Consider the following 21,925-nt stretch of genomic DNA (forward strand, 5'->3'; position numbering starts at 1 on the left):
CGTCCTCCGGTGGGGTTTATTGTTTTGAAGTGGGCGGGATCATCCTCCCGCTTTCCCGCTCCCGCAAGGCGGCTGCGCGGCGATGATGTCGCGATGTCGTGAAGCCGAGCTGCATAGGAACGGCCCACGCTGAGAGGGCGTTCACCACGCGCACAGATTTTGCGGTGGAGTCCGCGCTTGTCCCGTGACCCGGGAAGGAGGCCACGGTAACGTGATCGGCAGATTGATTTTTCGTACCTGTTTTTTGCATTAACGCATTCAGATCGCTGCATAAACGGTGCGGCGAATTGGGATGGATTTGACGAAAAGATTCGTCATTTCGCGCCTTGCGGGGACGCAGCAATGATTTCGACATGGAGTGAATGGAAGCGCTATCCGCGGCCGGGCCGCGGCGAGAATATCGAGGCGCCGATCAGCCCAGGTCTCTACGAGGTCCGCTACGCAGGTACCGGTGCGCTGCACTCATTCGAGGCAGTCGACAATGTTGCGCAGGCGCTGGCGCTGCTGCAGAGCGGCGCCAAATCCTGGTTCGGCCGCCGCGATGCGCGGGCGCAGGCTGATCTCGAATACCGGACCTGCGCAACCTCGACCAAGGCGGATGCCAAGGCCGCAGCCGAGCGCATGATCGGCCGTCGTGAAACCTATATGTCGGGCGGCGCGATCTGAGCGCGACCCGCACCGGCGCATGAAGAAAGTTCGTGCGCCAGCCCTCAATATTGCTTGAAGCAGGGTCGCGCCTGTCGCCGGTGCATCGCGGCGGCTTTCCGCTTATATAGGCGGCGAATACCCTTCCAAAGAAATTCCAGGAGTAACGCCATGACCCCGCCCGTTGCCGCACGCGCCACGCCATCCGCAGCATCCTCCCTGCAAGGCCGCCTGAAGGACCCGTCGCTGCTGCGCGACCGCTGCTATATCGACGGCGCCTGGGTCGGTACGCCCGAATTCGCCGTCAACAATCCGGCGACCGGCGTCGAGCTGATCAAGATCGCGCAGCTGGGCGCCGATGATGCCACCAAAGCCGTCGAGGCCGCGCAGCGCGCGTTTCCGGCCTGGGCCAAGCTCACCGCGAAACAGCGCTCCAACATCCTGCGCAAATGGTTCGACCTGATCATCGCCAATCGCGAGGATCTCGCGCTGATCCTGACCTCGGAGCAGGGCAAGCCGTTGGCGGAAGCGCTCGGCGAAGTCGACATCGGCGCGGCCTATGTCGAGTTCTTCGCAGAGGAGGCCCGCCGCGTCTATGGCGAGACGATCCCCACTCAGCGTCCGGATGCGCGTCTGCTCGCGATCCGGCAGCCGATCGGCGTCTGCGGCGCCATCACGCCGTGGAATTTCCCGAACTCGATGATCACGCGAAAAGTGTCGCCGGCGCTGGCGGCGGGCTGCACCGTGGTGCTGAAGCCCGCCAACGAGACGCCGCTATCGGCGCTTGCGCTGGCGGTACTGGCCGAGAAGGCCGGCGTGCCGAAGGGCGTGCTCAACATCATCACCGGTGATGCGCCGCCGATCGGCAAGGTGCTGTGCGAGCATCCCGCGGTGCGGTTCGTCGGCTTCACCGGTTCGACCAATGTCGGCAAGATCCTGTACCGGCAGGCATCGGTCGGCGTGAAGAAGCTCGGCCTCGAGCTCGGCGGCAACGCGCCGTTCGTGGTGTTTGACGATGCCGATATCGACGCCGCAGTCGAAGGCGCCATCGTCTCTAAGTACCGCAACATGGGCCAGACCTGCGTCTGCGCCAACCGTCTCTACGCGCAGGACAAGATCTACGACCAGTTCGTCGAGAAGTTGTCCAAGAAGGTCGCCGAGATGAAGATCGGCGACGGCACGGAGGCCGGCGTGACCCAGGGACCGCTGATCAACATGAAGGCGATCGAAAAGGTCGAGCGGCACATCGCCGACGCCGTGAAGGGCGGCGCCAAGATCGTGACCGGTGGCAAGCGCTCGGCGCTCGGCCGCAGCTTCTTCGAGCCGACCGTGCTGTCGGACGTGAGACCCGACGCACTCGTGGCGCAGGAGGAAACCTTCGGCCCGCTCGCGCCGGTGATCCGCTTCAAGGACGAGGCCGATGTGATCGCGATGTGCAACGCCTCGCCGTTCGGCCTCGCCTCCTACTTCTACTCGCGTGACATCGGCCGCGTCTGGCGCGTCGCCGAAGCGCTGGAGTCGGGCATGGTCGGCGTCAACTCCGGCCTGATCACCACCGAAGTCGCCCCGTTCGGCGGCGTCAAGGAATCGGGCCTCGGCCGCGAAGGCTCGCGCCATGGCATGGATGAGTATGTCGAGATCAAATACGTAATGATGGCCGGCGTCTGATGCGCCGATCTCTATGCCGCCACCCAAAGAGCGGGTCGATCGCGGTTTAAGAACGAGTCGGTTGGTGCGAATGCACGTCTGCAATCAACAGTCGACGCGCGAGTAGAGCAAGTTTCTATATCGCGCGCATTCCAACGCGCGCAGAAGAACGTTTTGCCAGAAATGAATTCGACCTGGTCGGGCAGTCGATCCTCGCTTACGAGGCCCGACTGCCCACCAGGGCGTCTCGTCGAGGTCAGACCTGTGCGAAGCCGCCGTCAACGAACAGTTCCGCGCCATTCACGAACGAGCTCTTGTCGGATGCTAGGAATAGAACTGCCTCAGCGATCTCGCTCGGCAGCCCTACCCTTCCGGTCGGCGCTACATCGCTGTGACCTTTCAAGAAGCCAGCCATCTGGTCTTCGGTCATGCCGAAACCGTCGTAGGCCGGCGTCGGCACCGTACCTGGGCTCACGACGTTTACGCGAATTTTCCTATCTCTCAGATCGACGCTCCAGCCGCGTGCAAACGACCTGATCGCGGCCTTGGTCGCTGCGTACACGCTGAACGCCGGCGTTCCTTTTATGGCCGCGATCGAAGCGTTCAGCACGATCGCAGATCCCTCGCCCATGAGGGGCAGGGCCTTCTGTACGGTGAACAGGGTTCCACGCACGTTGACGCCAAAAGTCTTGTCGAAGTGGGCCTCGGTTATCGTCCCTAAAGGGGCGAATTCGCCGAGGCCAGCATTTGCGAAGAGAATATCCAAGCGTCCCTTGACCTCCTTGATCTCCTCGAAGAGGCGATCAAGGTCGCCGAGATTGGCAATATCGCCCCTAATGCCCTTGGCGTTCGATCCGATCGCCGCGACAGCATTCTCGAGTTCTGCCTGTCGCCTTCCCGTAATGAAGACAAACGCACCTTCCTTCGCGAACAGCTTGGCAGTTTCTAACCCGATGCCGCTGCTACCTCCGGTGATCAGCGCGATCTTTCCTGACAATCGATCCATGTCGGCCTCCGGCTTCGGAGTGATTGGTGAATCCGATGTCGCTTGCGGTCACACGCCTTCGTAGACCAGTCGGGTGAAGAAGGCGGGATCGATGACGAAGTTGCCGAATTTGGCGTCGAAGGCGGCTGTCGGTTTGGCCGCTACCGTCTCGTCGCGTGAGCGCCCCTGCTTCTTGAGGGCGGCTACGTTGTCGCGGGTGCCCGCCAGCATGTCGCGGAATTCGCGGAGCTCGGCCCTCGTGCCGAGCGCCTTGCCGTGGCCGGCGATGATGATGGTCTCGTCGCTGGTCGCCGCGAGATTGGCATCGGAGGCTGCGATCATCCCGTCGATGCTTCCGCCGGTCGAATAGTCGATGAACGGATAGATGCCGTTCCAGAACGTATCGGCTAGATGCGCGACATTTGCTTCGGGAAACGTCACGGAGATGTCGCTGTCGGTATGCGCCTGACCGTAGTGTTTGAGGGCGATCGTCGAGCCATTGAGCTTGAGGCTGCGCTCGTCGGCGAACGTTTCGGTCGGAAGTCCAGCCGGCGGCAGCGCGAGGAAATTGTAGTCCCATTCCTCCACGCGCTGCACCTGGGACAGGTATTTGCGCGTGTTGTCCTGGGCGATGATCTTCGCGCCGGCCGCGTTGAGCCAGGCGTTGCCGTCGGTATGGTCAAAATGCCAATGGGTGTTGATCAGGTGCGTGATCGGCTCGGCACCGAGTTCAGCAAGGGCCTTCGTCATTTGCGGGCGGGAGACGGCGATGCCGGCGTCGATCAGCACCTTGCCATCGGGACCCGTCAGCACGGCTACTGTCCCGCCGGAGCCTTCGAGCGCACAGATGTTGCCGCGCAGCTTGTGCGTGACGATCGGCGCCGAGGCGGCGCTGTCTTTGATCAGGCTGACGATGCCGCGCGCCTCAGCGAAGGCCTGTCGCGGCGTCAGCCAGGCTCCCGCGGTTGCGGAGGCCGCGCCTCCGATGCAGCACAGACAGAAGCCACGCCGCGATATGGAATGTTGTCTCGAGATCATGGCGGCCTCAGCTCTCGATGAACGCGAGAAGATCGGCGTTGATGGTCTCGGCCTGCGTGGTCGGCATGCCGTGAGGAAAGCCCTTGTAAGTCTTGAGTGTGCCGTTCTTCAGAAGCTTGGCGGACAGCGGTCCGGCATCGGCGTAAGGAACGATCTGATCGTCCTCGCTGTGCATCACCAGTACCGGGATGGTGATCTTCCCCAAGTCGGCGGTGAAATCGGTCTGCGAGAATGCAACGATTCCGTCGTAGTGGGCCTTGGCGCCGCCCATCATGCCCTGGCGCCACCAGTTCTGGATGGTCGCCTCCGAGGGCTTCGCGCCCGGTCGGTTGTAGTTGTAGAAAGGTCCCGCCGCCACGGCGCGATAGAACTCCGAGCGGTTCGTGGCGAGCTGCGCCTGGAAGTCGTCGAACACTTCCTTGGGAAGTCCGCCCGGATTGGCGTCGGTCCTCACCATCAGCGGCGGCACCGCGCTGATGATGGCTGCCTTGGCGACGCGGTTGTCGCCGTGACGCGCGAGGTAGCGCACCACTTCGCCGCCGCCCGTCGAATGACCGACATGGATCGCGTTCTGCAGTTCGAGCTGACCCGTGACCGCCGCGAGGTCGTCAGCGTAGTGGTCCATGTCGTGACCGTCGCCGACCTGGGAGGAGCGACCGTGGCCGCGCCTGTCGTGAGCGATGACGCGATAGCCCTTACCGAGGAAGAAGAGCAGTTGCGCGTCCCAGTCGTCGGCCGACAGCGGCCAGCCGTGACTGAAGACGATCGGCTGTCCCTTGCCCCAATCCTTGTAGAAGATCTCGACGCCATCTTTGGTCGTGACGGTGCTCATCGTTGAACTCCCGTTTTCTGCGGCCGATCGGACCGGACTTCTTCACGGGTACCGCGTTGCAGCGCGGCTGTGCAGCCCGTAAGATCGAGAAGGAACTTCCCAAAGTTCGGAAAGGTGAGCCTTCCGTGGACCGCCTTGAAGCGATGTCGGTGATCATCGCCGTGACCGAGACAGGCAGCATCTCGGCCGCTTCGCGTCGCCTAAAATCCCCGGTCGCCACCGTCAGCCGCAAAGTCGCCGAGCTGGAATCCAGGCTGAAGGCCCAGTTGTTTCAGCGGACCTCCCGTCGGATGACGCTGACGGATGCCGGACGGTCTTATATCGACGCCTGCAAGCGCATAATCGAGCAGGTCGACGACGCCGAACGGGAGGTGTCGGGGGAGTACCGAATTCCTAAGGGGGGCTTGGCAGTGACGGCGCCATGGGGTCTCGGCCATACGCATCTGGTGCCGTTGGCCATCGAGTTTCTCCAGGCCTACCCCGAGATCTCGCTACGGCTCATGTTGACCGATCGCGTAGTGAATACGACCGAGGAGGATATCGATATCGCGATACGGGTCGGGGCGCTGCCCGACAGCGGCATGATCGCGACCCGGATCGGTTCGATCCGCATCGTCGTTTGCGGAAGCCCTTCATACCTCGAGGCTCGGGGCCGCCCGGGGCAGCTCGCCGACCTTGCCGACCACGATTGCGTCACCATCGACGATCGCGTTGCGCCGTCCGTCTGGCGCTTCGTGCGAGGCAGTCGGGCTAAGGTAGCGCCGATCAAGTCGCGGCTGTGCGTCAACACCTCGGAAGCAGCCGTGCTGGCTGCGATCGCCGGCGCCGGATTGACACGGGTGATGTCGTACAAGATGGACGCGGCAAAGCAGGCTGGAACGCTTGCCATCGTGCTCGACGACTTCGAACCTGAGCCGCTTCCCGTCCATATCGTCTATTCGCCGCGCAAGCCCATACCGATGAAGCTGCGAGCATTCCTGAATTGGATGACGCCGCGCCTCAAGACGCGGCTGGCGTTGGACTGACCTTCCGGCCGCCAGCGCTCAGCCGCCTGCTGCCTCGTCCGTGGGAACCGGGACATCCTGGAGGCGGAGGATCGATGCAGAAGAGCGCTGCGGGCGCGAAGGCATACAGGGAATTCGCGGCCCACGATCGGTCGGAAGGCTGGAATGCCTGGATGACCTTCGCCATCTCGCCTTCGGAAGCGACCGCAGCCAAGCCGCTCTTAATGTGCGAGCATAATCTCGTCGAAAATTGCGAGGCGCGAATCGATATGCTCGCGCCTCGCAGACTCTCTGCGGCGTTTTATGTGTTTCGAATTGCGCGCTGCCGGAACGCGCGTAATGCGATGAACATCGCAACAATCGATACCGCGATCCTCGATCGCCGCGTCCGCCGGCATTCAGTGCCCTGCGACAATTCACCGCGATCGCCGAATCGATTGTCCCGATCGCGTCAAGAATCTTTCTAACCTTGAAGCCGGCAGTCAGAATCACGCCGCATACGCGCAACGCCAACGCGCGAACAATCAAAGCGCAGACTCCGCCGCATCGATGTCGCGTCGCGCGGCAAGCTTCATCTCCGTTCTCTTAGATGCGTTCTAGTTGGCGTCACAGCGCGTGATGCTTATGCCCCGGTGGTCACGCTCGAACTTCTCTCCATGTTCGAGATGAAGCCAAGAAAAAGACTCCGGGGACCTCATGCTTGTCACCTCAAACGTTCCGGGCGCATTTCGACTCGCGTGCGCGTCTCTCCTCCTGACTGCGGTCCCGGCGCTCGCGCAGTCGCCGGAGCAACCAGCCGCGAGCGGCGCGGCGCCGCTTCCGCCGGTCGTCGTCGCTGCGCCTCAGCATCGGGCCACGCCGGTTCGAAGGCCGTCATCGTCGCGGTCGGCACGCTCGTCGGCATCGCCTCAGGCGAGCAGGCGTGAGCATGCGGCGACGCCTGCAGCCATGCCGACCGCCGGCGCGCAGCAGGCGGCGTTGCCGGTGCCCTATATCGGTGGCCAGGTCGCGCGTGGCGGGCAACTCGGTCTGCTCGGCAACAAGGACTACATGGACACGCCGTACAGCCTGACGAGCTACACCGAGAAGACGATCCGCGACCAGCAGGCGACCAGCATTGCCGAAGTGCTGACGAACTCCGATCCGTCGGTGCGGGCTGCGATCGGCAGCAGCAATCGTTATGACGCGCTGACCATCCGCGGCTTCCGGGTCGAGAACAGCGAAATCGCCTTGAACGGACTCTACGGTCTCGTTCCGGCCTATCGTGTCAACCCGGCTCCCATCGAGCGCATCGAGCTGCTCAAGGGACCGGCTGCCTTCCTCAACGGCATGGCCCCGCAAGGCAGCATCGGCGGCACCGTCAATGTCGTGACCAAGCGCGCCGCGGAAGACCTCACGCGCCTGACCGCCGGCTACATCTCGGATGGACGTTTCGGAACCGAGCTGGACCTCGCGCGCCGCTATGGCGAACAAAAGGAGTGGGACGTCCGCTTCAACGGCGGGATCGATGGCGGCAACACCTCGATCGACCGCCAGGCCACGCGCAACGGCGTGGGCTCGCTCGGCGTCGACTATCGTGGAGACCGCTTTCGCTGGTCCGCGGACATCATCTCCCAGGACGACTGGATGAAGGCGGCCCAGCGCGGCTACACGCCGGTGCCGGGCATCGCCATGCCGGGCGCTCCCGATCCGCGCATCAATCTCGCGCAGCCGTTCGACCGTGCGCGGTCGCAGAGCCTGACCGGCCTGACCAGGGCCGAGTACGATCTCAGCAACAGCGTCACGGTGTTCGGCGCTGTTGGCGCCAACCAGTTCCGCTACGACAAGCAGGAAGATCCGGGCGCGACGATCCTCAACACCGCGGGTGATGCCTTGGGCACGTCCCGATTCCAGACCGGCAAGTCGGAGGGCGTCTCCGGTGAGGCGGGTGTCCGCGCGCGCTTCGACACCGGCCCCGTCGGCCATGAGGTCGTGGTCAGCGGCAGCACGCTCGACCGGACCGACTGGCTCGGCCAGACCAATCATGCGACCTACCTCACCAACATCTACCGGCCGACCTTGTTGACCACCGCCGGCCCACCGGTATCGACATTCCCCGAGGGCAAGTCCGGCATCCTCGGGCTGCGCAGCGTCGGCGTTGCCGACACCATCACGGCAATGGGCGGCATGCTGCAAGTGATCGTGGGCGCCCGCCGGCAGCAGGTGATCGCCAACAGCTTCAGTCCCGTCAGCGGCCTGGAAACAACCCACTACGACGACAGCGCAACCTCGCCTTCGATTGCGCTGATGGTGCGGCCGATCAAGGAGCTTTCGCTCTATGCCAACTACATCGAAGGCCTGACGCCGGGGCCGACGCCGCCGTCCGGCGCGGTGAACACCAATGCGGTGTTCGCGCCCTTCAAGACGCGGCAAGTGGAAGTCGGCGCGAAGCTCGATCTCGGGCGCTTCGGCGCCAGCCTCTCAGCGTTCCAGATCAGCCTGCCGAGCGGCGTGATCGATCCCATCACCAAGATCTACAGTCTCGATGGCCAGCAGAGAAACCGCGGTATCGAGCTCAATACGTTTGGCGAGGTCGCGCCCGGCGTCCGTGTGCTTGGTGGCGTGACCTGGCTCGATGCCCGGCTCACCCAGACGCAGGGCCACCTCTACGACGGCAATCGCGCGATCGGCGCGCCCGACCTGCAGGGCAATCTCGGCGTCGAATGGGATACGCCCTTCGTGCCCGGCCTCACCGCGACGGCGCGTGCCATCTACACCAGCCGGGCCTATGTCAGCGCCGACAATGTCCAGAGCGTCCCCTCCTGGGCGACCTTCGACATCGGTGCGCGCTACGCGACGACGCTTGCGGGGCGTCCGGCCACGTTCAGGGCGTCGCTGACCAATCTGTTCGACAAGCACTACTGGATCGGCAATCCGACCGGCTATGTGATCAGCGGCATGCCGCGGACGCTGTGGCTTTCGATGACGGTCGATTTCTAGCCGAAATGCGGAAGCCCCATCGCGCCTGCGCTCGATGGGGCAAAGCCGGCTCGACGCGATGCTACTCCGCGGCGAGCTTCGCTGGGGCGGGCGGAGACCAGCACACGCAGCAATTCCGCCCCTGGGCTTTTGCCTGATACAGCGCCTGGTCGGCGGCGTTCATCAGAGCCTCGATGCCGGACATGCTGACCAAAGCCTCGGCAACTCCGATGCTGGCGGTGATCCGGAAATCGGCGTCACGCGTTCTCAGCGTTTGCCCGGCGATGCGCTTGCGTATGCGCTCGGCGACGATCCTGGCGCGCGACAGGGTCGTCTCCGGCAACACGATGGCGAATTCCTCGCCACCGACACGGCCGACGATGTCGGATTTCCGCTTGCCGTGAAGGCACGCGCTGGCCATTGCCTTGATCGCCTCGTCGCCGATCGCGTGTCCGTAGCGGTCGTTGACGTCCTTGAAGTGATCGATGTCCACCATCAGCACCGATACCGAACGGTAATAGCGCTGAAAGCGGCTCCACTCGGCATCCAGCGCGGCGAGGAAGTGCCGTCGATTGTAGAGGCCCGTGAGCGGATCGGTTGTCGCCAGCCGCTCGAGCTGCTCCGCATTCCGGATCAGATCGGTGACATCGTAATAGGTAATCGCGCGGCCACCGCCTGCGATGGTGGTGCAATGTGCCCGGAGGCGGCGGTCGTCGGGGGTCTGCAATTCACGCACATGGTCGCCTGCCTTCACCTCGGCGATGCGCTTGCTCGCGAAACCGGCGAGCTCCTTCGCCGTCAGGTTCGGATCGATCGCCCGCCGCGCGCGCGTGATCAGCGAGGCATAGGACGGACGTGCCGCCGCCGCCCGTTCGTCGATCTCCCAGAACTGCCGAACCTTCTGGTTCATGAAGGTCGCCTTGAGATCGGCATCGAGCAGCAGGACGCCGTCCTGAACAGTGTCCAGTGCATCGCGCAGCGCCCTCAGCTCGTCGGCCTGGTGGACGATATCGGTGACATCCGTGTAGCTCAGCATGCGGCCGCCGTCGGGCAGCGGAGTGCATTGCACGCGGATGACATCGCCCTTGGTACGGCGCAGATCGGCCTGGGAGCTCTCATTTCGTGTGATGCGCTCGATGCGCTCGGCGACATAGGCTTCCATCTGGTCTGCTGGGATATCGTAGGCGCCGGTGTCGCGCCCATGAAACATCAACGCGGCAAAGGACGGGTGCCGGTCTGCGACCGTATCGGGCAGCGCCCACATCTGCCGGAACGCCCGGTTGATGAAACGGGCAATCAGCCTGGAGTCGAGCAGAACGATGCCGAGCGGCACCTGTTCGAGCGCGGCGCGCAGCGCAAGCATCTGGCTGCGCACGATGTGGTCGCCGCCGCGTTCTTCGGATGCACTCTGCTTGGTCGCCGGCGTGTCGGCGGTCTGCTGGATTTCGAAGGTGGCCCCGATCTGCCGCTCCGATTGCCATGCGAGCTTGCAAGGCAGGATCGCCTGCTCGCTGGGGATGGAGAGCTGAAAGTGCTCGGGGACGCCGAGCGCACTTTCCAGCTCGATCGTTGCGCCCTCGTCCGTGATGCGTCGAACGACGCAGTCGATGGTGGACTGGCCGAAGTTGAAGATGACCTTGGCGGTCAGCAGCGTGCGGCCACGGACTTTGAGATCGGGCACTGGCATGACGGCGTTTCCAAATGGACCTGCACCATTCGAAACCCGCCGAGGCAATGAAGACTTAATATTTCTCGTGTGATCGGGGTTCCTGCCTAACGTTCGGTTGACGCGAACCGGCGACTTCGCGGCAACTCCCACGCGTCTCCGTCACACGCCCTTGTCGTTTGGATTGGCGACGGCGTCCTTCAGCGGCGCCGTCATCGGAAAATTCAGGTTCACGTTCTTCGGCGGAATCGGCCGCGTGAACCATTTTGCGTAGAGTTCCTGGAATTCGTTGCTCTTCATCATGGCGACCAGCGTCCGGTCGACCAGCGCCTTGAACTCCGGATCGCCCTTGCGAATGATCAGCCCGTAGGGCTCGGTGCGCAGGCTGTCGTCGATGATGCGCCAGTCCGCCGGGTTGTGGCTGCCCGCGATCAGGCTGGCCAGCAAAATGTCATCCATCACGAAGGCTTCACTGCGCCCGGTGGTGAGCGCGAGGAACGATGCGGCATGATCCGGCGTCAGGATGTTCTTGGTCTGAAAGTTCTTCTCCTGGGCGCGTGCGCTCAACAGCCCGATCGAGGTTGAGCCCGAGGTCAGCGCGACCGGCCGGCCGCCGAGATCCTCGAAGGTCTTGATCGGCGCGTCCTTCTGAACCACCGCGCGGATGCTCGACACGAAGATCGTGTCGCTGAAGGCGACGACCTTCTGCCGCTCCAGCGTGTTGGTCGCGGGACCGCAGACGATGTCGATGGTGCCGTTCTCGATCAGCGGTATCTGGGTGGAGAGCTGGATCGGTTGCAGCCTGGTCGGCAACGCCGGCAGCTTGAGCTCGCCCTTCACCGCATCGACGATCCGCGCGCAGAGGTCCATCGCGAAGCCGACCGGCTTCTGGTTGTCGTCGAGATAGGAGAACGGGATCGAGACGTCGCGATGCCCGAGCCGGATCTCGCCGGCGTCGCGGATCTTGGCCAGCGTGCCGCCCGGCGATTGGGCCTGCGCCGGGGCGGATCCCGCCACTACGAGAAAGGTCAGGTAAATCAATCGCTTGGTGACTTGATTCATCGGGTGCTCGCAGAGGTCGGCAAGATTGGATACGATAGATATGGATTTTATACACAGGATTGCATAATCGAAAAACAGATTTTATACAATCGTAGCCCAGTCGGATATCCTGGGTCACTCAGCGAGAGGGAAGCCCGATGGAACCCGCAACCGCCGTCAGCCACCGAGCAGCCGGACCACACGGTTCCGCGCCGGACGCCGTGCGCGAGGCGCTGCGGGCTGCGATCAGCTCGGGCGAGCTCGCGCCCGGATTGCAGCTCCGTCAGGACGAGCTCGCCGCGCGATTCGGCACCAGCCGCATCCCGGTCCGCGAGGCGCTGCGCCAGCTCGAGGCCGAGGGTTTTGTCACCTTCCTGCCCAACCGCGGCGCCGTCGTTTCCGACCTGTCAATCGATGAGGTGATCGAACTGCTCGAGATCCGCATCGCGCTCGAATGCCATGCGTTGCGATTGGCGATCCCCGCGATGGGCGAGATCGATCTCGAGGCGGCAACGAAAATCCTCCAGGCCTACGACGCCGAGCCCGATCCGGCGCAATGGGGCGCCTTCAACTGGAAATTCCACGCCACGCTCTACGCGCCATGCAATCGCCCGCGGCTGCTCAGCATGATCGAGGCGAATTACGGTCATGTCGGCCGCTTCACGCGGGCGCTGGTGTCGCAGGCGACCGGCAAGGAGCGTCCGCAACGCGAGCACTACCGGCTGCTTGAATTCTGCCGCGAGGGCGAGATCAAGAAGGCGGTTCGGCTGCTGCGCGATCATATCGAGGAGACGCAAAAGACACTGCGCTCGGCGCAGCGCCAGGCGGTGCGCGATGCGGGAGACCACGCGTGAAGACCAATGACGTCGAAATCCTGGTGATTGGTGCGGGCATCGTCGGCATCGCCACGGCCTATTACCTCGCCGTCCAGCACAAGCGCGCGCGCCTGCTGATCGTCGATGAAGGCCAACCGATGGCGCTGACCTCGGCGCAATCGGGCGAGAACTACCGCAACTGGTGGCCGCATCCGACGATGGCCGATTTTACCAATCACTCCACCGATCTGATGGAGGAGATCGCGCGCCGCAGCGACAATCGCATCCACATGACGCGGCGGGGATATCTCCTGGTCACGCGCGAGGAAAAGCCCGAAGAATTGTTGCAGCAACTCTACGCCGGCTACGGCGAGCAGGCCGCAAAGCTGATCCGCCTGCATGAGGGCACAAGCCGCGGCTATGTGCCGCCGGATTCGGCCGACTGGCAGAGCGCGCCTGACGGTGTCGATGTCCTGCGCGGCCGCGATCTGATCCAGACACATTATCCGAGCTTCGACAGGGAGATCTCGACGGCGCTGCATATCCGCCGGGCGGGCGACATCAGCGGCCAGCAGCTCGGCCAGTACATGCTGGAGACCATGCGTCCGCTGGGTGCGCAGTTTCAGCAGGCGAGGGTGGTCGGCATCGCGAAGACCGATCGTTTTGTGGTCGATGTGCTGGCGGACGGCGCGAGACAGACCATCAAGGCCGACATCATCGTCAACGCCGCCGGTCCGTTCGCGGCGCACGTCGCGGCGATGCATGGCGAGCAGCTTCCGATCGTCAACGTGTTGCAGCAGAAGATCGCGTTCGCCGATCGCAACCGCGCCGTCGATCGCAAGATGCCGTTCGCGATCGATCTCGACGGCCAGACGCTGGCGTGGTCCGATGACGAGCGCGAGGCGCTGTCGGCGGCGCCGGAATTTTCGCAGCTGTTGGAGCCGATGCCGGGCAGCATCCATTGCCGGCCCGATGGCGGCGATCATAGCGAGTGGATCAAGCTCGGCTGGGCCTTCAACGCCGAGCAGACCACGGCACCGGTCCGCGAGCCGGAGCTCAATCCGTACTTCCCCGAAGTGGTGTTGCGCGCGGCCAGCCGGCTGCAGCCGCGCCTCGCGCAGTATCTCGGCGCGCTGCCGCGCGACCGCGTGCATTACGGCGGCTATTATCCGATGACGAAAGAAAACTGGCCGCTGATCGGGGCTGCGAAAACGCCGGGCGTGTTCCTCGCCGCGGCGTTGTCCGGTTACGGCACGATGGGCGCCTGCGCCACCGGCGACCTCTGTGCCCGCGCCGTGGTCGGCGTACCGGCACCGGCTTTCGCGCGCAGCCTTTCGCTCGCGCGCTATGATGACCAGGTGCTGATGAACGAGCTTGCGGCAAGCGAAAGCCGCGGGCTTCTCTAGCGCCGCAACACCGCAATGGTGCGGTTCGCAAAGGTCAGCCGCTCCGCCATCACCGACACGAAATAGGTCAGCAGCTTGTGGCTGAGTTCGGGCTCCTCGTCGCGGATCGCGGCGAACTGATGGGTGTTCAGCACATAGAGCACGCTCGCCATTTCGGCCTGGATGGTCGCGCTGCGCGGGGTGTGTGCGACGAGGCCCATCTCGCCGATCGTGGTGTAGCGGCCGAGGCTGCGCACCCGCGTGGTGCGGCCGTCCTCGGCGGGGATCATGATGCCGAGCCGGCCGTCGAGGATGAAGTGCATGGAATCGGCGGCGTCGCCGGCGTGCACGATGACCTCGCCGGCGTCGACCTCGACGCGCTGGCAGCGCCGGATCAGCGCGTCGGCGTCATTCTCGCTGTCGAGCATTCCCGTGAACCAGCCGCGCAGGTCGGCCTCTTCCTGCGCGAGTTCCTGGTGCTGCGCGATGATCTGGTTCTCGCACCATTCCAGTGCATGATCGAGCTCGTCGATCGCGGTGACGCCCTCGGTGATGAAATCGCTGGAGCGCAGCACCTGCTCGGCCTTGGCCGACAGATGCACCAGCACCAGCTCGACGCCGACCTCGTGCGCGCTGCGCTTGATCTGCGCGAAGCTGTAGGCCGCCGATGAATCGACGCCGGTGACGAGCTTGAAGTCGAACAGCAGGTAGCGGCACTCCGGGTGCTCGCGCAGCAGCGTCTTGACGTGCTGGTAGAGCCGGTTGGCGGAGCCGAAAAACAGATAGCTTTGCAGTGTCAGTCCCTGGATCTTGCCGCCATGGGCCGACAACACCTCGCGGTCGTCCCGCGAGCGATCCAGCGAGCTGCGATATTCCGAGCCGTCGAAGCCGTATTTGATCGCCTCGACCCGCGCCGCGCTGAGCGCAAAGGTGGCGCAGCCGATGATGACGCCGATCAGGATGCCGGGCACGAAGCCCCAGGCCACGATGATGACGATGATCGCGAGCAATGACAGATATTCGGTTCGCGACAGCCGCTTGCGCGATTCGACCATCCATTTGTGCAGCTGGTCGGCGCCGAGATAGATCAGCAGCCCGCCGAGCACGAATTTCGGCATGTAGCTGAGCAGCTGCGGCGCCACGGCCAGCATCAAAAGCGAGATCGCCGCAACCGTCAGGCCCGACAGGGGCCCCCGCCCGCCGCTGGAGAAATTGAGGATCGAGCGGCTGACCGAGATACAGCCGGCATAGCCGGCCAGCGCGCCGGTCACGATGTTGGCGAAGCCGGTGATGTTGAGCTCGCGCTCGAGATTGGCCTCGCGATGCACGGCCACCTCGATGCCGGTGGTGTTGAACAAGGTGCTCGCCGCCGTGACGAAGACGACTGCGATCATGTTGCCGAGCAGGTCCGGTACCGCCGACCACGGATATTGTACCAGATCGGCCGTGTGCCACGGCAGCATGAACGTCGATGCCGGCGGCGGCACGAAGGTCCAGCCGGTCAGATGGGCTTCCTCGGGCGTGATGCCGATGATCCAGAACGTGAGATGCGCCACGATCACGCCGCCGATCAGGATGATTGGCAGGCCGAACGGGGTGCGCGAGCGGTGCCAGGTCAGATACAGCACCAGCGCCATCGCGCAGGCGGCGCTGAGCTCGGAGATCGTGATGATATTGGTAAAATGGAAGAGCGTGCTGAGCTGAACGGGGTAGCCGGTGATGACCCTGATCGCGCCCAGCACGATCAGCAGGCCGGTTGCCCCGAGGAACCCGCCGACGACAGGGTAGGGCACATAGCGGATGGCGCGGCCGAACCGCGTCAGCCCGAGACAGCACAGCACGATGCCGGTGACGATGGTCGAGAGCCCGAGCGTGATCAGCACCGGTGCGAGCAGCGGCGCCGTCGGGTTGGCCGCAACGATGCGCTCGACCAGCGAGGCCATCAGGATTCCCGTCACTGCCGCGGTGGAGCTGTCGGGGCCGGCGACCGCGAAAGGCAGCGAGCTGCCGAGTGCAATGAAGGTCGCGAGCACCGCTGAGGAGATGAATGTCGCCGCGACGCCGTATGACAGATAGGGCGACAAGGGGCCGGCGAAGATCAGCAGCGCGTAGGACAGGCCGAACGTGATGCCGAGCACGCTGGCCGCACCACCACCGAGAACATCGTGCATGGCTCGCCGCGCGCGCGAGCCGAAATAAAGCGGCCGACTAATCACGTTGAAAAATATCCCAAACTTACGCCGCCAGTCGTAGACGAGCGAAGCGCAGGACGACAACAGGATTTTTGTGGCAAGCGGTTCTCAATACGCGCATTTTCCGCCTCTCCCGGTTGCGAGGGAGGGCGAGGGTGCGGGTTCCCGGATCGAATGTATCGATTGGAGCCGACTGCCTAGCCGAGGCTGTCCATGAATGCGCGCAACCGCGGTGCCCATTTGTGCGCGTCGCGGCCCGACGCGGAGTGGCCGTAATCGCTGTCGAGCAGAAAGTAATCGGCATCGACGCCGGCTGCCTTCAGCGCCGGCATCACCTGTTGCGCAAGCTCCGGCGGGAACAGTCTGTCGGTTCGCGACAGCACATAGAGCACCTTGGCCTTGATCCGTCCGAACTGCGCCGTCACGTCGAAGCCGCGCAGCGCCTTGCCGAGTGTCAGCAACGAATTGGCGTCGAACCCCCTGGCCCATTCCGTCGCCTCGGCGCGGATTGCGGCCTCGATCTCCATAGGGTCGGTCAGCGTGTCGCGCAGCCGCGTTTCGATGCCGTAGGTCTTCAGCGTCGCGGTGCGGATCTGGATCATGCTTTCGAGCACGCCGCCGTGGTCGTAATAGTCGCCGCCGTTCCAGTTCGGATCCTGCGACAGCACCGCCATCAGGCGCGCGACGTTGCCCTCGGCGCGCTCGCGCGGCACCAGCGGCGCGGTGACGACTGCGGCGGTGCCGCGCATGGCGTCGGGATAGTTCACCGCCCATTGCAGCGCCTGGAATCCGCCGTAGGACGGGCCGACGATTGCAACGAGCTGTTCGACGCCGAGGTCATCGAGCAGCGCACGCTGGGTGGCGACGATGTCGCTGACGGTGATATCAGGGAAGCGCGGCCCGTAACGCCGTCCGGTCCGCGGATCGATGCTCGCCGCATTGGTCGAGCCGTACGACGAGCCCAGCATGTTCGGGCAGATCGCGAAGTAGCTGTTGGTGTCGACGGCCTTGCCGGGGCCGACGATCTCGCACCAGCTGCCTTCGCCGGTCGATCCGCCGGGATCGATCATCTGCGGCCCGCTGGTGTTGCCGTGGGTCACCAGCACGACGTTGTCGCGGTTCGGCGCCAGTGTGCCGACGGTGCGGTACGCGATGGTGACTTCGCCCAGCACGCTGCCGTTCTCCAGGCGGAAATCGGATGTCGTGAAGTGCTTCAGCTCGGTGGCGGTCGATTGCGCGGGCATCTTTTGCTTTCAGAATGGTGCGGCAGCTCAGCACGTCGGCGGCGGGAACGCAAAGGCCGGCACGGCGGGACTACCCGTTGCCGCCCTCATTGCCAAAGGCGCCGTGACGGCCGACGCCCGAGGCGAACCGCGCCGCGCCCGACAACGTTTCGCCTGATGCGATCACGTCGAGGCCGCCGCGCATCTCGTTCCTGATCGCCTCTTCCTCCTCGAGGTCCCATTGCCGCAACGCCGACAGGCGGTCGGCGCGCATGCAGTTCTGCGGGAATTTCGCGATGTCCTTGGCGAGCGCGACGGCGTGCGCGCGGGCTTCGCCCTTCGGCACCAGCCGGTTCGCGAGCCCCATGCGGTGGGCCTCAGGACCTGTGACCGGGCGTCCGGTGAGGATCAAATCGATCGCCTGCGAATGGCCGATCAGCCGCGGCAGGCGGATGGTGCCGAGATCAATCAGCGGCACGCCGAAGCGGCGGCAGAATACGCCGAAGGTCGCGTCCTCGGCGACGACGCGCATGTCGGCCCATAGCGCCAGTTCCATGCCGCCGGCGACCGCAAAGCCCTCGATCGCGGCGATCACCGGCTTCGACAACCGCAACCGGCTCGGGCCCATCGGCGCGATCGTGTTGTGGCCGCCGACCTCGCGTTTCTTCTCGGGATCGCCGGCCGCCACCGCCTTCAGGTCGGCGCCGGCGCAGAAATAGCCGCCGGTGCCGGTGAACACCGCAACCGATGCGCTCGCGTCTGCGTCGAAGGCGAGGAATGCGTCATACAATCTGCGTGCCGTTGCGCCGTCGACGGCGTTGCGGTTGTGCGGGCGATTGATGGAGATGATGGTGACAGGACCATCGCGCTCGACGAGCACGGTATCGGCATCGGACATGGGTCGCTCCCTGGGCTTGTTGTTCTTGTCGTCACTCCGGGGCGCGCGAAGCGCGAACCCGGAATCCATTCCGCCGCTTGTTGTGCGGACGAAGGATTCCAGGCCCGGTCCTGCGGACCGTCCCGGAATGACCAGAGAATTTTGCGCTGTTGCGGAGCGATCCGCAATGACGGTCGCAATTCCGCAAGGCGGGCAAAGCGCGCCCGCCCTCACGAGCATGGTCGGGATGGTGGGTACGGCGCGATCGCGCCTTTGTCCGCCCGACGGACCTGTCCTTGCCCGTCAGGCAATGCCATCGCGAACGAAGGCGAGGCGGATGGTCGGGTCGCCGATCGCCTCATGCGCGTCCTCAAAGCGAATGCGGCGGGTGATCACATGCTCCGGGTGGTAATGACCTGCCGCAACATGGGCCACGCAATCGGGCAGCTCGGCGCGGACATTGACGCGCGAGACCTTCAAGGTGACGCCGGTGCCGTACATGTGCCGGAGCGGGACCGGCGTCGTCTCGGCGAAGTCGCCATACATGCGCTGGCAGATGCCGTTGGGTTCGGTGGCGCGGATCGCCAGCAGCATGCTGGCGTCGGTTGCGGCCGCATCGATCACGATCGGGAACAAGCCTGGCGGCTCGATCGACAAGCCGCTAGGGGCTTCGATGATCTCGGCACCGAGCGACTTCGCCTTGGCGAGGCGCGGCGCGTGATCGTCGAGATAGACGATGCGGCCGGCGCCACGCGCCACCGCTGCCTGCACCGCGAACATCGCAAGCGACTGGGCGAAACCGCCGATCACGAGCACATCGGCGCCGGGCCGCTGCTGGAGCCAGCGCGCCACCGCGCTGAATCCGTCGGTCGCGCCGTTCGCCAGCCCCGCCGTCTGCGACAAGGCATGGCCTGACGGTTGGCGGACCAGCATGTGATCGGCAAACGGCACGCGGATCAGATCGGACAGCCCGCCGCCATATTCCACGCCGCAGACCGGCTTCAACCCGTAGGAGGAGCGGAACGGCACCGCCGTGCAGGCATTGGTGTGGCCGCGCCGGCAGCGGTCGCAGGCGCCGCAGCTGATCTGGAATGGAACGATGACGAGATCGCCGGGCGCAAAATTCCTCACGGCTCCGCCGATCTCGACGATCCGGCCCGCGGTTTCATGTCCGAGCGCAAACGGGCCGGCCAGGCCCGATCTGCCGTGGACGATCGCAAGATCGAGATCGCAGCGCGTCACCGCGAGCGGCTGCACCAGCGCGTCGCGGTCATCCTGTAGTTTGGGTGCGGGAACGTCCCACCATTCGACCTCGTTGCCGCCGACATAAGTCAATTGCCGCATCGTGCACTCTCCGCTTTGCGCCGAGAGTGCAGGGAGGCCGACGCGACGACAAAAGGTTTGTCTTCAACAGGGGTGAATGGGATTCACCTGGCCCGGGGAAGCGGTGCAGTCGGTTGATACAGGCACACCGTTCTTCCCGTCATCCTGAGGTGCGAGCGGAGCGAGCCTCGAAGGATGCACGGCCCCGCTGGTGGCCGTCGACCCTTCGAGGCTCGCTTTCGCGAGCACCTCAGGGTGACGGTGATAGATAGGGGAAGGACAGCTGCTAGACCTTCAGCTCGGTCCCCGTTACGCGCCGATACGCTTCCAGGTACCGCTTGCTGGTCGCTTCGACGACGCTGGCCGGCAGCGCCGGGGCGGGGGCGTCGCCGTTCCAGCGGCCGGCGTGGCGCTCGATGTCGAGATAGTCGCGCAGCGGCTGCTTGTCGAAGCTTGGCTGCGGCTGGCCGGGCTTGTAGGCGTCGACTGCCCAGAAGCGCGAGGAATCCGGCGTCATCACCTCGTCGATCAGGATGATGCGGCCGTTTCTGTCGCGGCCGAATTCGAACTTGGTGTCGGCAATGATGATGCCGCGGGCGCGGCTGGTCTGTTCGCCATAGCCGTAGACATCGCGCGCCATCTTCTCGAGCGTCGCGGCAACGTCCGCGCCCAGGATCTCGCGCGCCCGCGCCACCGTGATGTTCTCGTCATGGCCGGCCTCGGCCTTGGTCGCCGGGCTGAAGATCGCGGGCTCGAGCTTTTGGCTCTCGACCAGCCCGGCAGCGAGCTTCTCACCGGCGAGGGTGCCCTCGGCCGCGTATTCCTTCCACGCCGAGCCGGAGATGTAGCCGCGGATCACGCATTCGATCGGAAACACGGTGGTGCGCTTGCACAGCATCGCGCGGCCGAGGATGTCGGCGCGATGGTTCTTCAGCTCGGGGACTGCGCGGATGATCTCGTCGGCATCGGCGCTGATCATGTGATGCGGCACGGTGCCTTCGAGCTGCCGGAACCACCAGGCGCTGATCTGGGTCAGCACCGCGCCCTTCATCGGAATGGTTTCCGCCATCACCACGTCGAACGCCGAGATGCGGTCGGTGGTGAGCAGCAGCACGCGATCGTCGCCGACGGCGTAGATATCGCGCACCTTGCCGCGGCCGATCCGGGGCAGGGGCAAATCGCTGGACAGCATCGCGGTCATGGGCGTGGGTCTTTCCGGGCTGGTTTCTCAAAGACGTGCGCCCGCACACGAGGGGTGCGGGCGCGAAAGATTATCACGGGAATAGCTCACTCCGGCAGCGGAATGAACTCGTGTTCGTGCGGAACCTGCGCGAAACGCCCGGTTTTCCAGTCCTGTTTGGCCTGCTCGATCCGCTCCTTGGAGGAGGAGACGAAATTCCACCAGATGTGGCGCGGGCCTTCCAGGGCATCGCCGCCCAGGAACATCATGCGGGTCGGTCGCAGCGTTTTCACGGTGATACGGTCGCCCGGCCGGAAGATCAAAAGCCGCGGCCCCTCGTGGCGGTCGCCCGCGATCTCGACCTCTCCATCGACGAGATAGATCGCGCGCTCCTCATGGTCAGGGTCGAGTGGCACCGAGGTGCCGGCCTTGGCGGTCACCTCGGTATAGAACCACGGCGAGACCATGCTGACTGGCGAGGAGATGCCGAAGGCCGAGCCCGCGATGACCCGCGCGGTGAAGTCGCGCTCGGAGATCATCGGCAGGTCGCCCGCGCCATAATGCTGGAACGAGGGCGCGATCTCCTCCTTGCCCGCAGGCAGTGCGATCCAGCTCTGCAGGCCCAGCATCTTCTGGCCGTCGCGGCGCTGCACGTCGGGGGTGCGCTCGGAATGCGCGATGCCGCGGCCCGCGGTCATCAGGTTCATCGCGCCGGGCTGGATCTCCTGGATGTTGCCCTCGCTGTCGCGATGCATGATGCTGCCGTCGAACAGATAGGTGACGGTGGCGAGCCCGATATGCGGATGCGGCCGCACGTCCATGCCCTTGCCGGCGAGATATTGCACCGGGCCGAAATGGTCGAAGAAGATGAAGGGCCCGACCATCTGCCGCTTGCCGTGCGGCAGCGCGCGGCGCACCGCAAAACCGTCGCCGAGATCGCGGGTACGCGGCACGATGATCAGATCCAGCGCGTCGCAGGTTTGGGGATCGCCGAGTTCGGGATCGGTCGAGGGCTGCCAGCTCATCACAATACTCCTTTGTACTTTCCTCCGATCATACCCCATCCGTCGTCCCGGCCAAGCCAACGGGTCGGCGCGGTCCCTGCTTTCGCAGG

General features: G+C 64.6%; 19 protein-coding genes. 7 read left to right on the forward strand and 12 right to left on the reverse strand.

Annotated features, from left to right (window positions below; translation table 11 throughout):
• Nucleotides 1–16: 16 nt before the first annotated feature.
• Nucleotides 17–355 (reverse strand): hypothetical protein, encoded by a 339-nt coding sequence (locus H8A92_RS16750; RefSeq protein ID WP_229196810.1) that lies wholly within the window; start codon nucleotides 353–355, stop codon nucleotides 17–19.
• Between H8A92_RS16750 and H8A92_RS16755 the strand changes: the two genes are divergently transcribed.
• Together H8A92_RS16755 and H8A92_RS16760 are read left to right on the forward strand one after the other, a co-directional pair.
• Entirely contained in the window at nucleotides 343–666 is a 324-nt protein-coding gene (locus H8A92_RS16755) for a hypothetical protein (protein WP_229196811.1), read from the forward strand. The two genes, H8A92_RS16750 and H8A92_RS16755, sit on opposite strands and share 13 nt — an antisense overlap.
• 150 nt (nucleotides 667–816) lie before the next feature.
• Nucleotides 817–2,313: an NAD-dependent succinate-semialdehyde dehydrogenase gene (locus H8A92_RS16760; RefSeq protein WP_229196812.1), complete on the forward strand. Its 1,497-nt coding sequence runs from the start codon at nucleotides 817–819 to the stop codon at nucleotides 2,311–2,313.
• Nucleotides 2,314–2,548: 235 nt separating this feature from the next.
• Here H8A92_RS16760 and H8A92_RS16765 read toward each other — a convergent pair whose 3' ends face one another.
• Genes H8A92_RS16765 through H8A92_RS16775 form a run of 3 tightly spaced genes read right to left on the reverse strand, consistent with a single transcriptional unit; the run spans nucleotide 2,549 to nucleotide 5,147 of the window.
• Nucleotides 2,549–3,298, reverse strand: coding sequence for an SDR family oxidoreductase (locus H8A92_RS16765; RefSeq protein ID WP_163158183.1), 750 nt, complete (start codon nucleotides 3,296–3,298; stop codon nucleotides 2,549–2,551).
• A 48-nt stretch (nucleotides 3,299–3,346) separates the two neighbouring features.
• Complete coding sequence (locus tag H8A92_RS16770; protein WP_233285487.1) at nucleotides 3,347–4,315, reverse strand: MBL fold metallo-hydrolase; 969 nt, start codon at nucleotides 4,313–4,315, stop codon at nucleotides 3,347–3,349.
• Between the two features lie 7 nt (nucleotides 4,316–4,322).
• On the reverse strand, nucleotides 4,323–5,147 hold the full coding sequence (locus H8A92_RS16775; RefSeq protein WP_163158187.1) for an alpha/beta fold hydrolase: 825 nt from the start codon (nucleotides 5,145–5,147) through the stop codon (nucleotides 4,323–4,325).
• Between the two features lie 125 nt (nucleotides 5,148–5,272).
• Here H8A92_RS16775 and H8A92_RS16780 point away from each other — a divergent pair, with 125 nt between their 5' ends.
• The 3 genes from H8A92_RS16780 (at nucleotide 5,273) to H8A92_RS16790 (ending at nucleotide 9,130) form a co-directional block, all read left to right on the forward strand.
• Nucleotides 5,273–6,172 (forward strand): LysR family transcriptional regulator, encoded by a 900-nt coding sequence (locus H8A92_RS16780; protein WP_229196832.1) that lies wholly within the window; start codon nucleotides 5,273–5,275, stop codon nucleotides 6,170–6,172.
• 74 nt (nucleotides 6,173–6,246) lie between these two features.
• Complete coding sequence (locus tag H8A92_RS16785; RefSeq protein WP_229196813.1) at nucleotides 6,247–6,618, forward strand: hypothetical protein; 372 nt, start codon at nucleotides 6,247–6,249, stop codon at nucleotides 6,616–6,618.
• Nucleotides 6,619–7,099: 481 nt separating this feature from the next.
• The gene (locus tag H8A92_RS16790; RefSeq protein WP_229196814.1) at nucleotides 7,100–9,130 is read left to right on the forward strand and encodes a TonB-dependent receptor; all 2,031 of its coding nucleotides are present in this window, start codon (nucleotides 7,100–7,102) and stop codon (nucleotides 9,128–9,130) included.
• Between the two features lie 61 nt (nucleotides 9,131–9,191).
• On the opposite strand, the gene H8A92_RS16795 is transcribed toward H8A92_RS16790, so the two are convergent.
• Together H8A92_RS16795 and H8A92_RS16800 are read right to left on the reverse strand one after the other, a co-directional pair.
• Nucleotides 9,192–10,796, reverse strand: a complete 1,605-nt coding sequence (locus H8A92_RS16795) for a sensor domain-containing diguanylate cyclase (RefSeq protein WP_229196815.1) — start codon at nucleotides 10,794–10,796, stop codon at nucleotides 9,192–9,194.
• 141 nt (nucleotides 10,797–10,937) lie between these two features.
• Complete coding sequence (locus H8A92_RS16800) at nucleotides 10,938–11,837, reverse strand: amino acid ABC transporter substrate-binding protein (protein WP_229196816.1); 900 nt, start codon at nucleotides 11,835–11,837, stop codon at nucleotides 10,938–10,940.
• A gap of 137 nt (nucleotides 11,838–11,974) precedes the next feature.
• Here H8A92_RS16800 and H8A92_RS16805 point away from each other — a divergent pair, with 137 nt between their 5' ends.
• On the forward strand, nucleotides 11,975–12,670 hold the full coding sequence (locus H8A92_RS16805; protein WP_229196817.1) for a GntR family transcriptional regulator: 696 nt from the start codon (nucleotides 11,975–11,977) through the stop codon (nucleotides 12,668–12,670).
• Complete coding sequence (locus H8A92_RS16810; protein WP_229196818.1) at nucleotides 12,667–14,037, forward strand: NAD(P)/FAD-dependent oxidoreductase; 1,371 nt, start codon at nucleotides 12,667–12,669, stop codon at nucleotides 14,035–14,037. The genes H8A92_RS16805 and H8A92_RS16810 overlap by 4 nt, the downstream gene beginning before the upstream one ends.
• Here the strand turns inward: H8A92_RS16810 and H8A92_RS16815 are convergent.
• The 6 genes from H8A92_RS16815 to H8A92_RS16840 all read right to left on the reverse strand — a co-directional run bounded on the left by H8A92_RS16815 (nucleotide 14,034) and on the right by H8A92_RS16840 (nucleotide 21,836).
• Nucleotides 14,034–16,187: an SLC26A/SulP transporter family protein gene (locus H8A92_RS16815; RefSeq protein ID WP_229196819.1), complete on the reverse strand. Its 2,154-nt coding sequence runs from the start codon at nucleotides 16,185–16,187 to the stop codon at nucleotides 14,034–14,036. The two genes, H8A92_RS16810 and H8A92_RS16815, sit on opposite strands and share 4 nt — an antisense overlap.
• Nucleotides 16,188–16,405: 218 nt before the next feature.
• Nucleotides 16,406–17,452, reverse strand: a complete 1,047-nt coding sequence (locus tag H8A92_RS16820; protein ID WP_229196820.1) for an alpha/beta fold hydrolase — start codon at nucleotides 17,450–17,452, stop codon at nucleotides 16,406–16,408.
• Between the two features lie 70 nt (nucleotides 17,453–17,522).
• Nucleotides 17,523–18,329, reverse strand: a complete 807-nt coding sequence (locus tag H8A92_RS16825) for a crotonase/enoyl-CoA hydratase family protein (RefSeq protein ID WP_229196821.1) — start codon at nucleotides 18,327–18,329, stop codon at nucleotides 17,523–17,525.
• A 282-nt stretch (nucleotides 18,330–18,611) separates the two neighbouring features.
• Nucleotides 18,612–19,652: a zinc-dependent alcohol dehydrogenase gene (locus H8A92_RS16830; protein WP_229196822.1), complete on the reverse strand. Its 1,041-nt coding sequence runs from the start codon at nucleotides 19,650–19,652 to the stop codon at nucleotides 18,612–18,614.
• Nucleotides 19,653–19,917: 265 nt separating this feature from the next.
• On the reverse strand, nucleotides 19,918–20,832 hold the full coding sequence (locus tag H8A92_RS16835; RefSeq protein ID WP_229196823.1) for a phosphoribosylaminoimidazolesuccinocarboxamide synthase: 915 nt from the start codon (nucleotides 20,830–20,832) through the stop codon (nucleotides 19,918–19,920).
• A gap of 86 nt (nucleotides 20,833–20,918) precedes the next feature.
• Nucleotides 20,919–21,836, reverse strand: coding sequence for a pirin family protein (locus H8A92_RS16840; protein WP_229187012.1), 918 nt, complete (start codon nucleotides 21,834–21,836; stop codon nucleotides 20,919–20,921).
• Nucleotides 21,837–21,925: the final 89 nt, after the last annotated feature.

This window comes from Bradyrhizobium acaciae (assembly GCF_020889785.1).
GTDB lineage: Bacteria > Pseudomonadota > Alphaproteobacteria > Rhizobiales > Xanthobacteraceae > Bradyrhizobium > Bradyrhizobium acaciae.

What these genes read in the sequence shown, in the direction of transcription:
- H8A92_RS16825 (WP_229196821.1), bottom strand. Translation starts at nt 18,329, where the DNA reads ATGTCCGATGCCGATACCGTGCTCGTCGAGCGCGATGGTCCTGTCACC.
- H8A92_RS16790 (WP_229196814.1), top strand. Translation starts at nt 7,100, where the DNA reads ATGCCGACCGCCGGCGCGCAGCAGGCGGCGTTGCCGGTGCCCTATATC.
- H8A92_RS16785 (WP_229196813.1), top strand. Translation starts at nt 6,247, where the DNA reads ATGCAGAAGAGCGCTGCGGGCGCGAAGGCATACAGGGAATTCGCGGCC.
- H8A92_RS16795 (WP_229196815.1), bottom strand. Translation starts at nt 10,796, where the DNA reads ATGCCAGTGCCCGATCTCAAAGTCCGTGGCCGCACGCTGCTGACCGCC.
- H8A92_RS16760 (WP_229196812.1), top strand. Translation starts at nt 817, where the DNA reads ATGACCCCGCCCGTTGCCGCACGCGCCACGCCATCCGCAGCATCCTCC.
- H8A92_RS16750 (WP_229196810.1), bottom strand. Translation starts at nt 355, where the DNA reads ATGTCGAAATCATTGCTGCGTCCCCGCAAGGCGCGAAATGACGAATCT.
- H8A92_RS16820 (WP_229196820.1), bottom strand. Translation starts at nt 17,452, where the DNA reads ATGCCCGCGCAATCGACCGCCACCGAGCTGAAGCACTTCACGACATCC.
- H8A92_RS16840 (WP_229187012.1), bottom strand. Translation starts at nt 21,836, where the DNA reads ATGAGCTGGCAGCCCTCGACCGATCCCGAACTCGGCGATCCCCAAACC.
- H8A92_RS16765 (WP_163158183.1), bottom strand. Translation starts at nt 3,298, where the DNA reads ATGGATCGATTGTCAGGAAAGATCGCGCTGATCACCGGAGGTAGCAGC.
- H8A92_RS16830 (WP_229196822.1), bottom strand. Translation starts at nt 19,652, where the DNA reads ATGCGGCAATTGACTTATGTCGGCGGCAACGAGGTCGAATGGTGGGAC.
- H8A92_RS16800 (WP_229196816.1), bottom strand. Translation starts at nt 11,837, where the DNA reads ATGAATCAAGTCACCAAGCGATTGATTTACCTGACCTTTCTCGTAGTG.
- H8A92_RS16815 (WP_229196819.1), bottom strand. Translation starts at nt 16,187, where the DNA reads ATGCACGATGTTCTCGGTGGTGGTGCGGCCAGCGTGCTCGGCATCACG.
- H8A92_RS16755 (WP_229196811.1), top strand. Translation starts at nt 343, where the DNA reads ATGATTTCGACATGGAGTGAATGGAAGCGCTATCCGCGGCCGGGCCGC.
- H8A92_RS16805 (WP_229196817.1), top strand. Translation starts at nt 11,975, where the DNA reads ATGGAACCCGCAACCGCCGTCAGCCACCGAGCAGCCGGACCACACGGT.
- H8A92_RS16835 (WP_229196823.1), bottom strand. Translation starts at nt 20,832, where the DNA reads ATGACCGCGATGCTGTCCAGCGATTTGCCCCTGCCCCGGATCGGCCGC.
- H8A92_RS16770 (WP_233285487.1), bottom strand. Translation starts at nt 4,315, where the DNA reads ATGATCTCGAGACAACATTCCATATCGCGGCGTGGCTTCTGTCTGTGC.
- H8A92_RS16775 (WP_163158187.1), bottom strand. Translation starts at nt 5,147, where the DNA reads ATGAGCACCGTCACGACCAAAGATGGCGTCGAGATCTTCTACAAGGAT.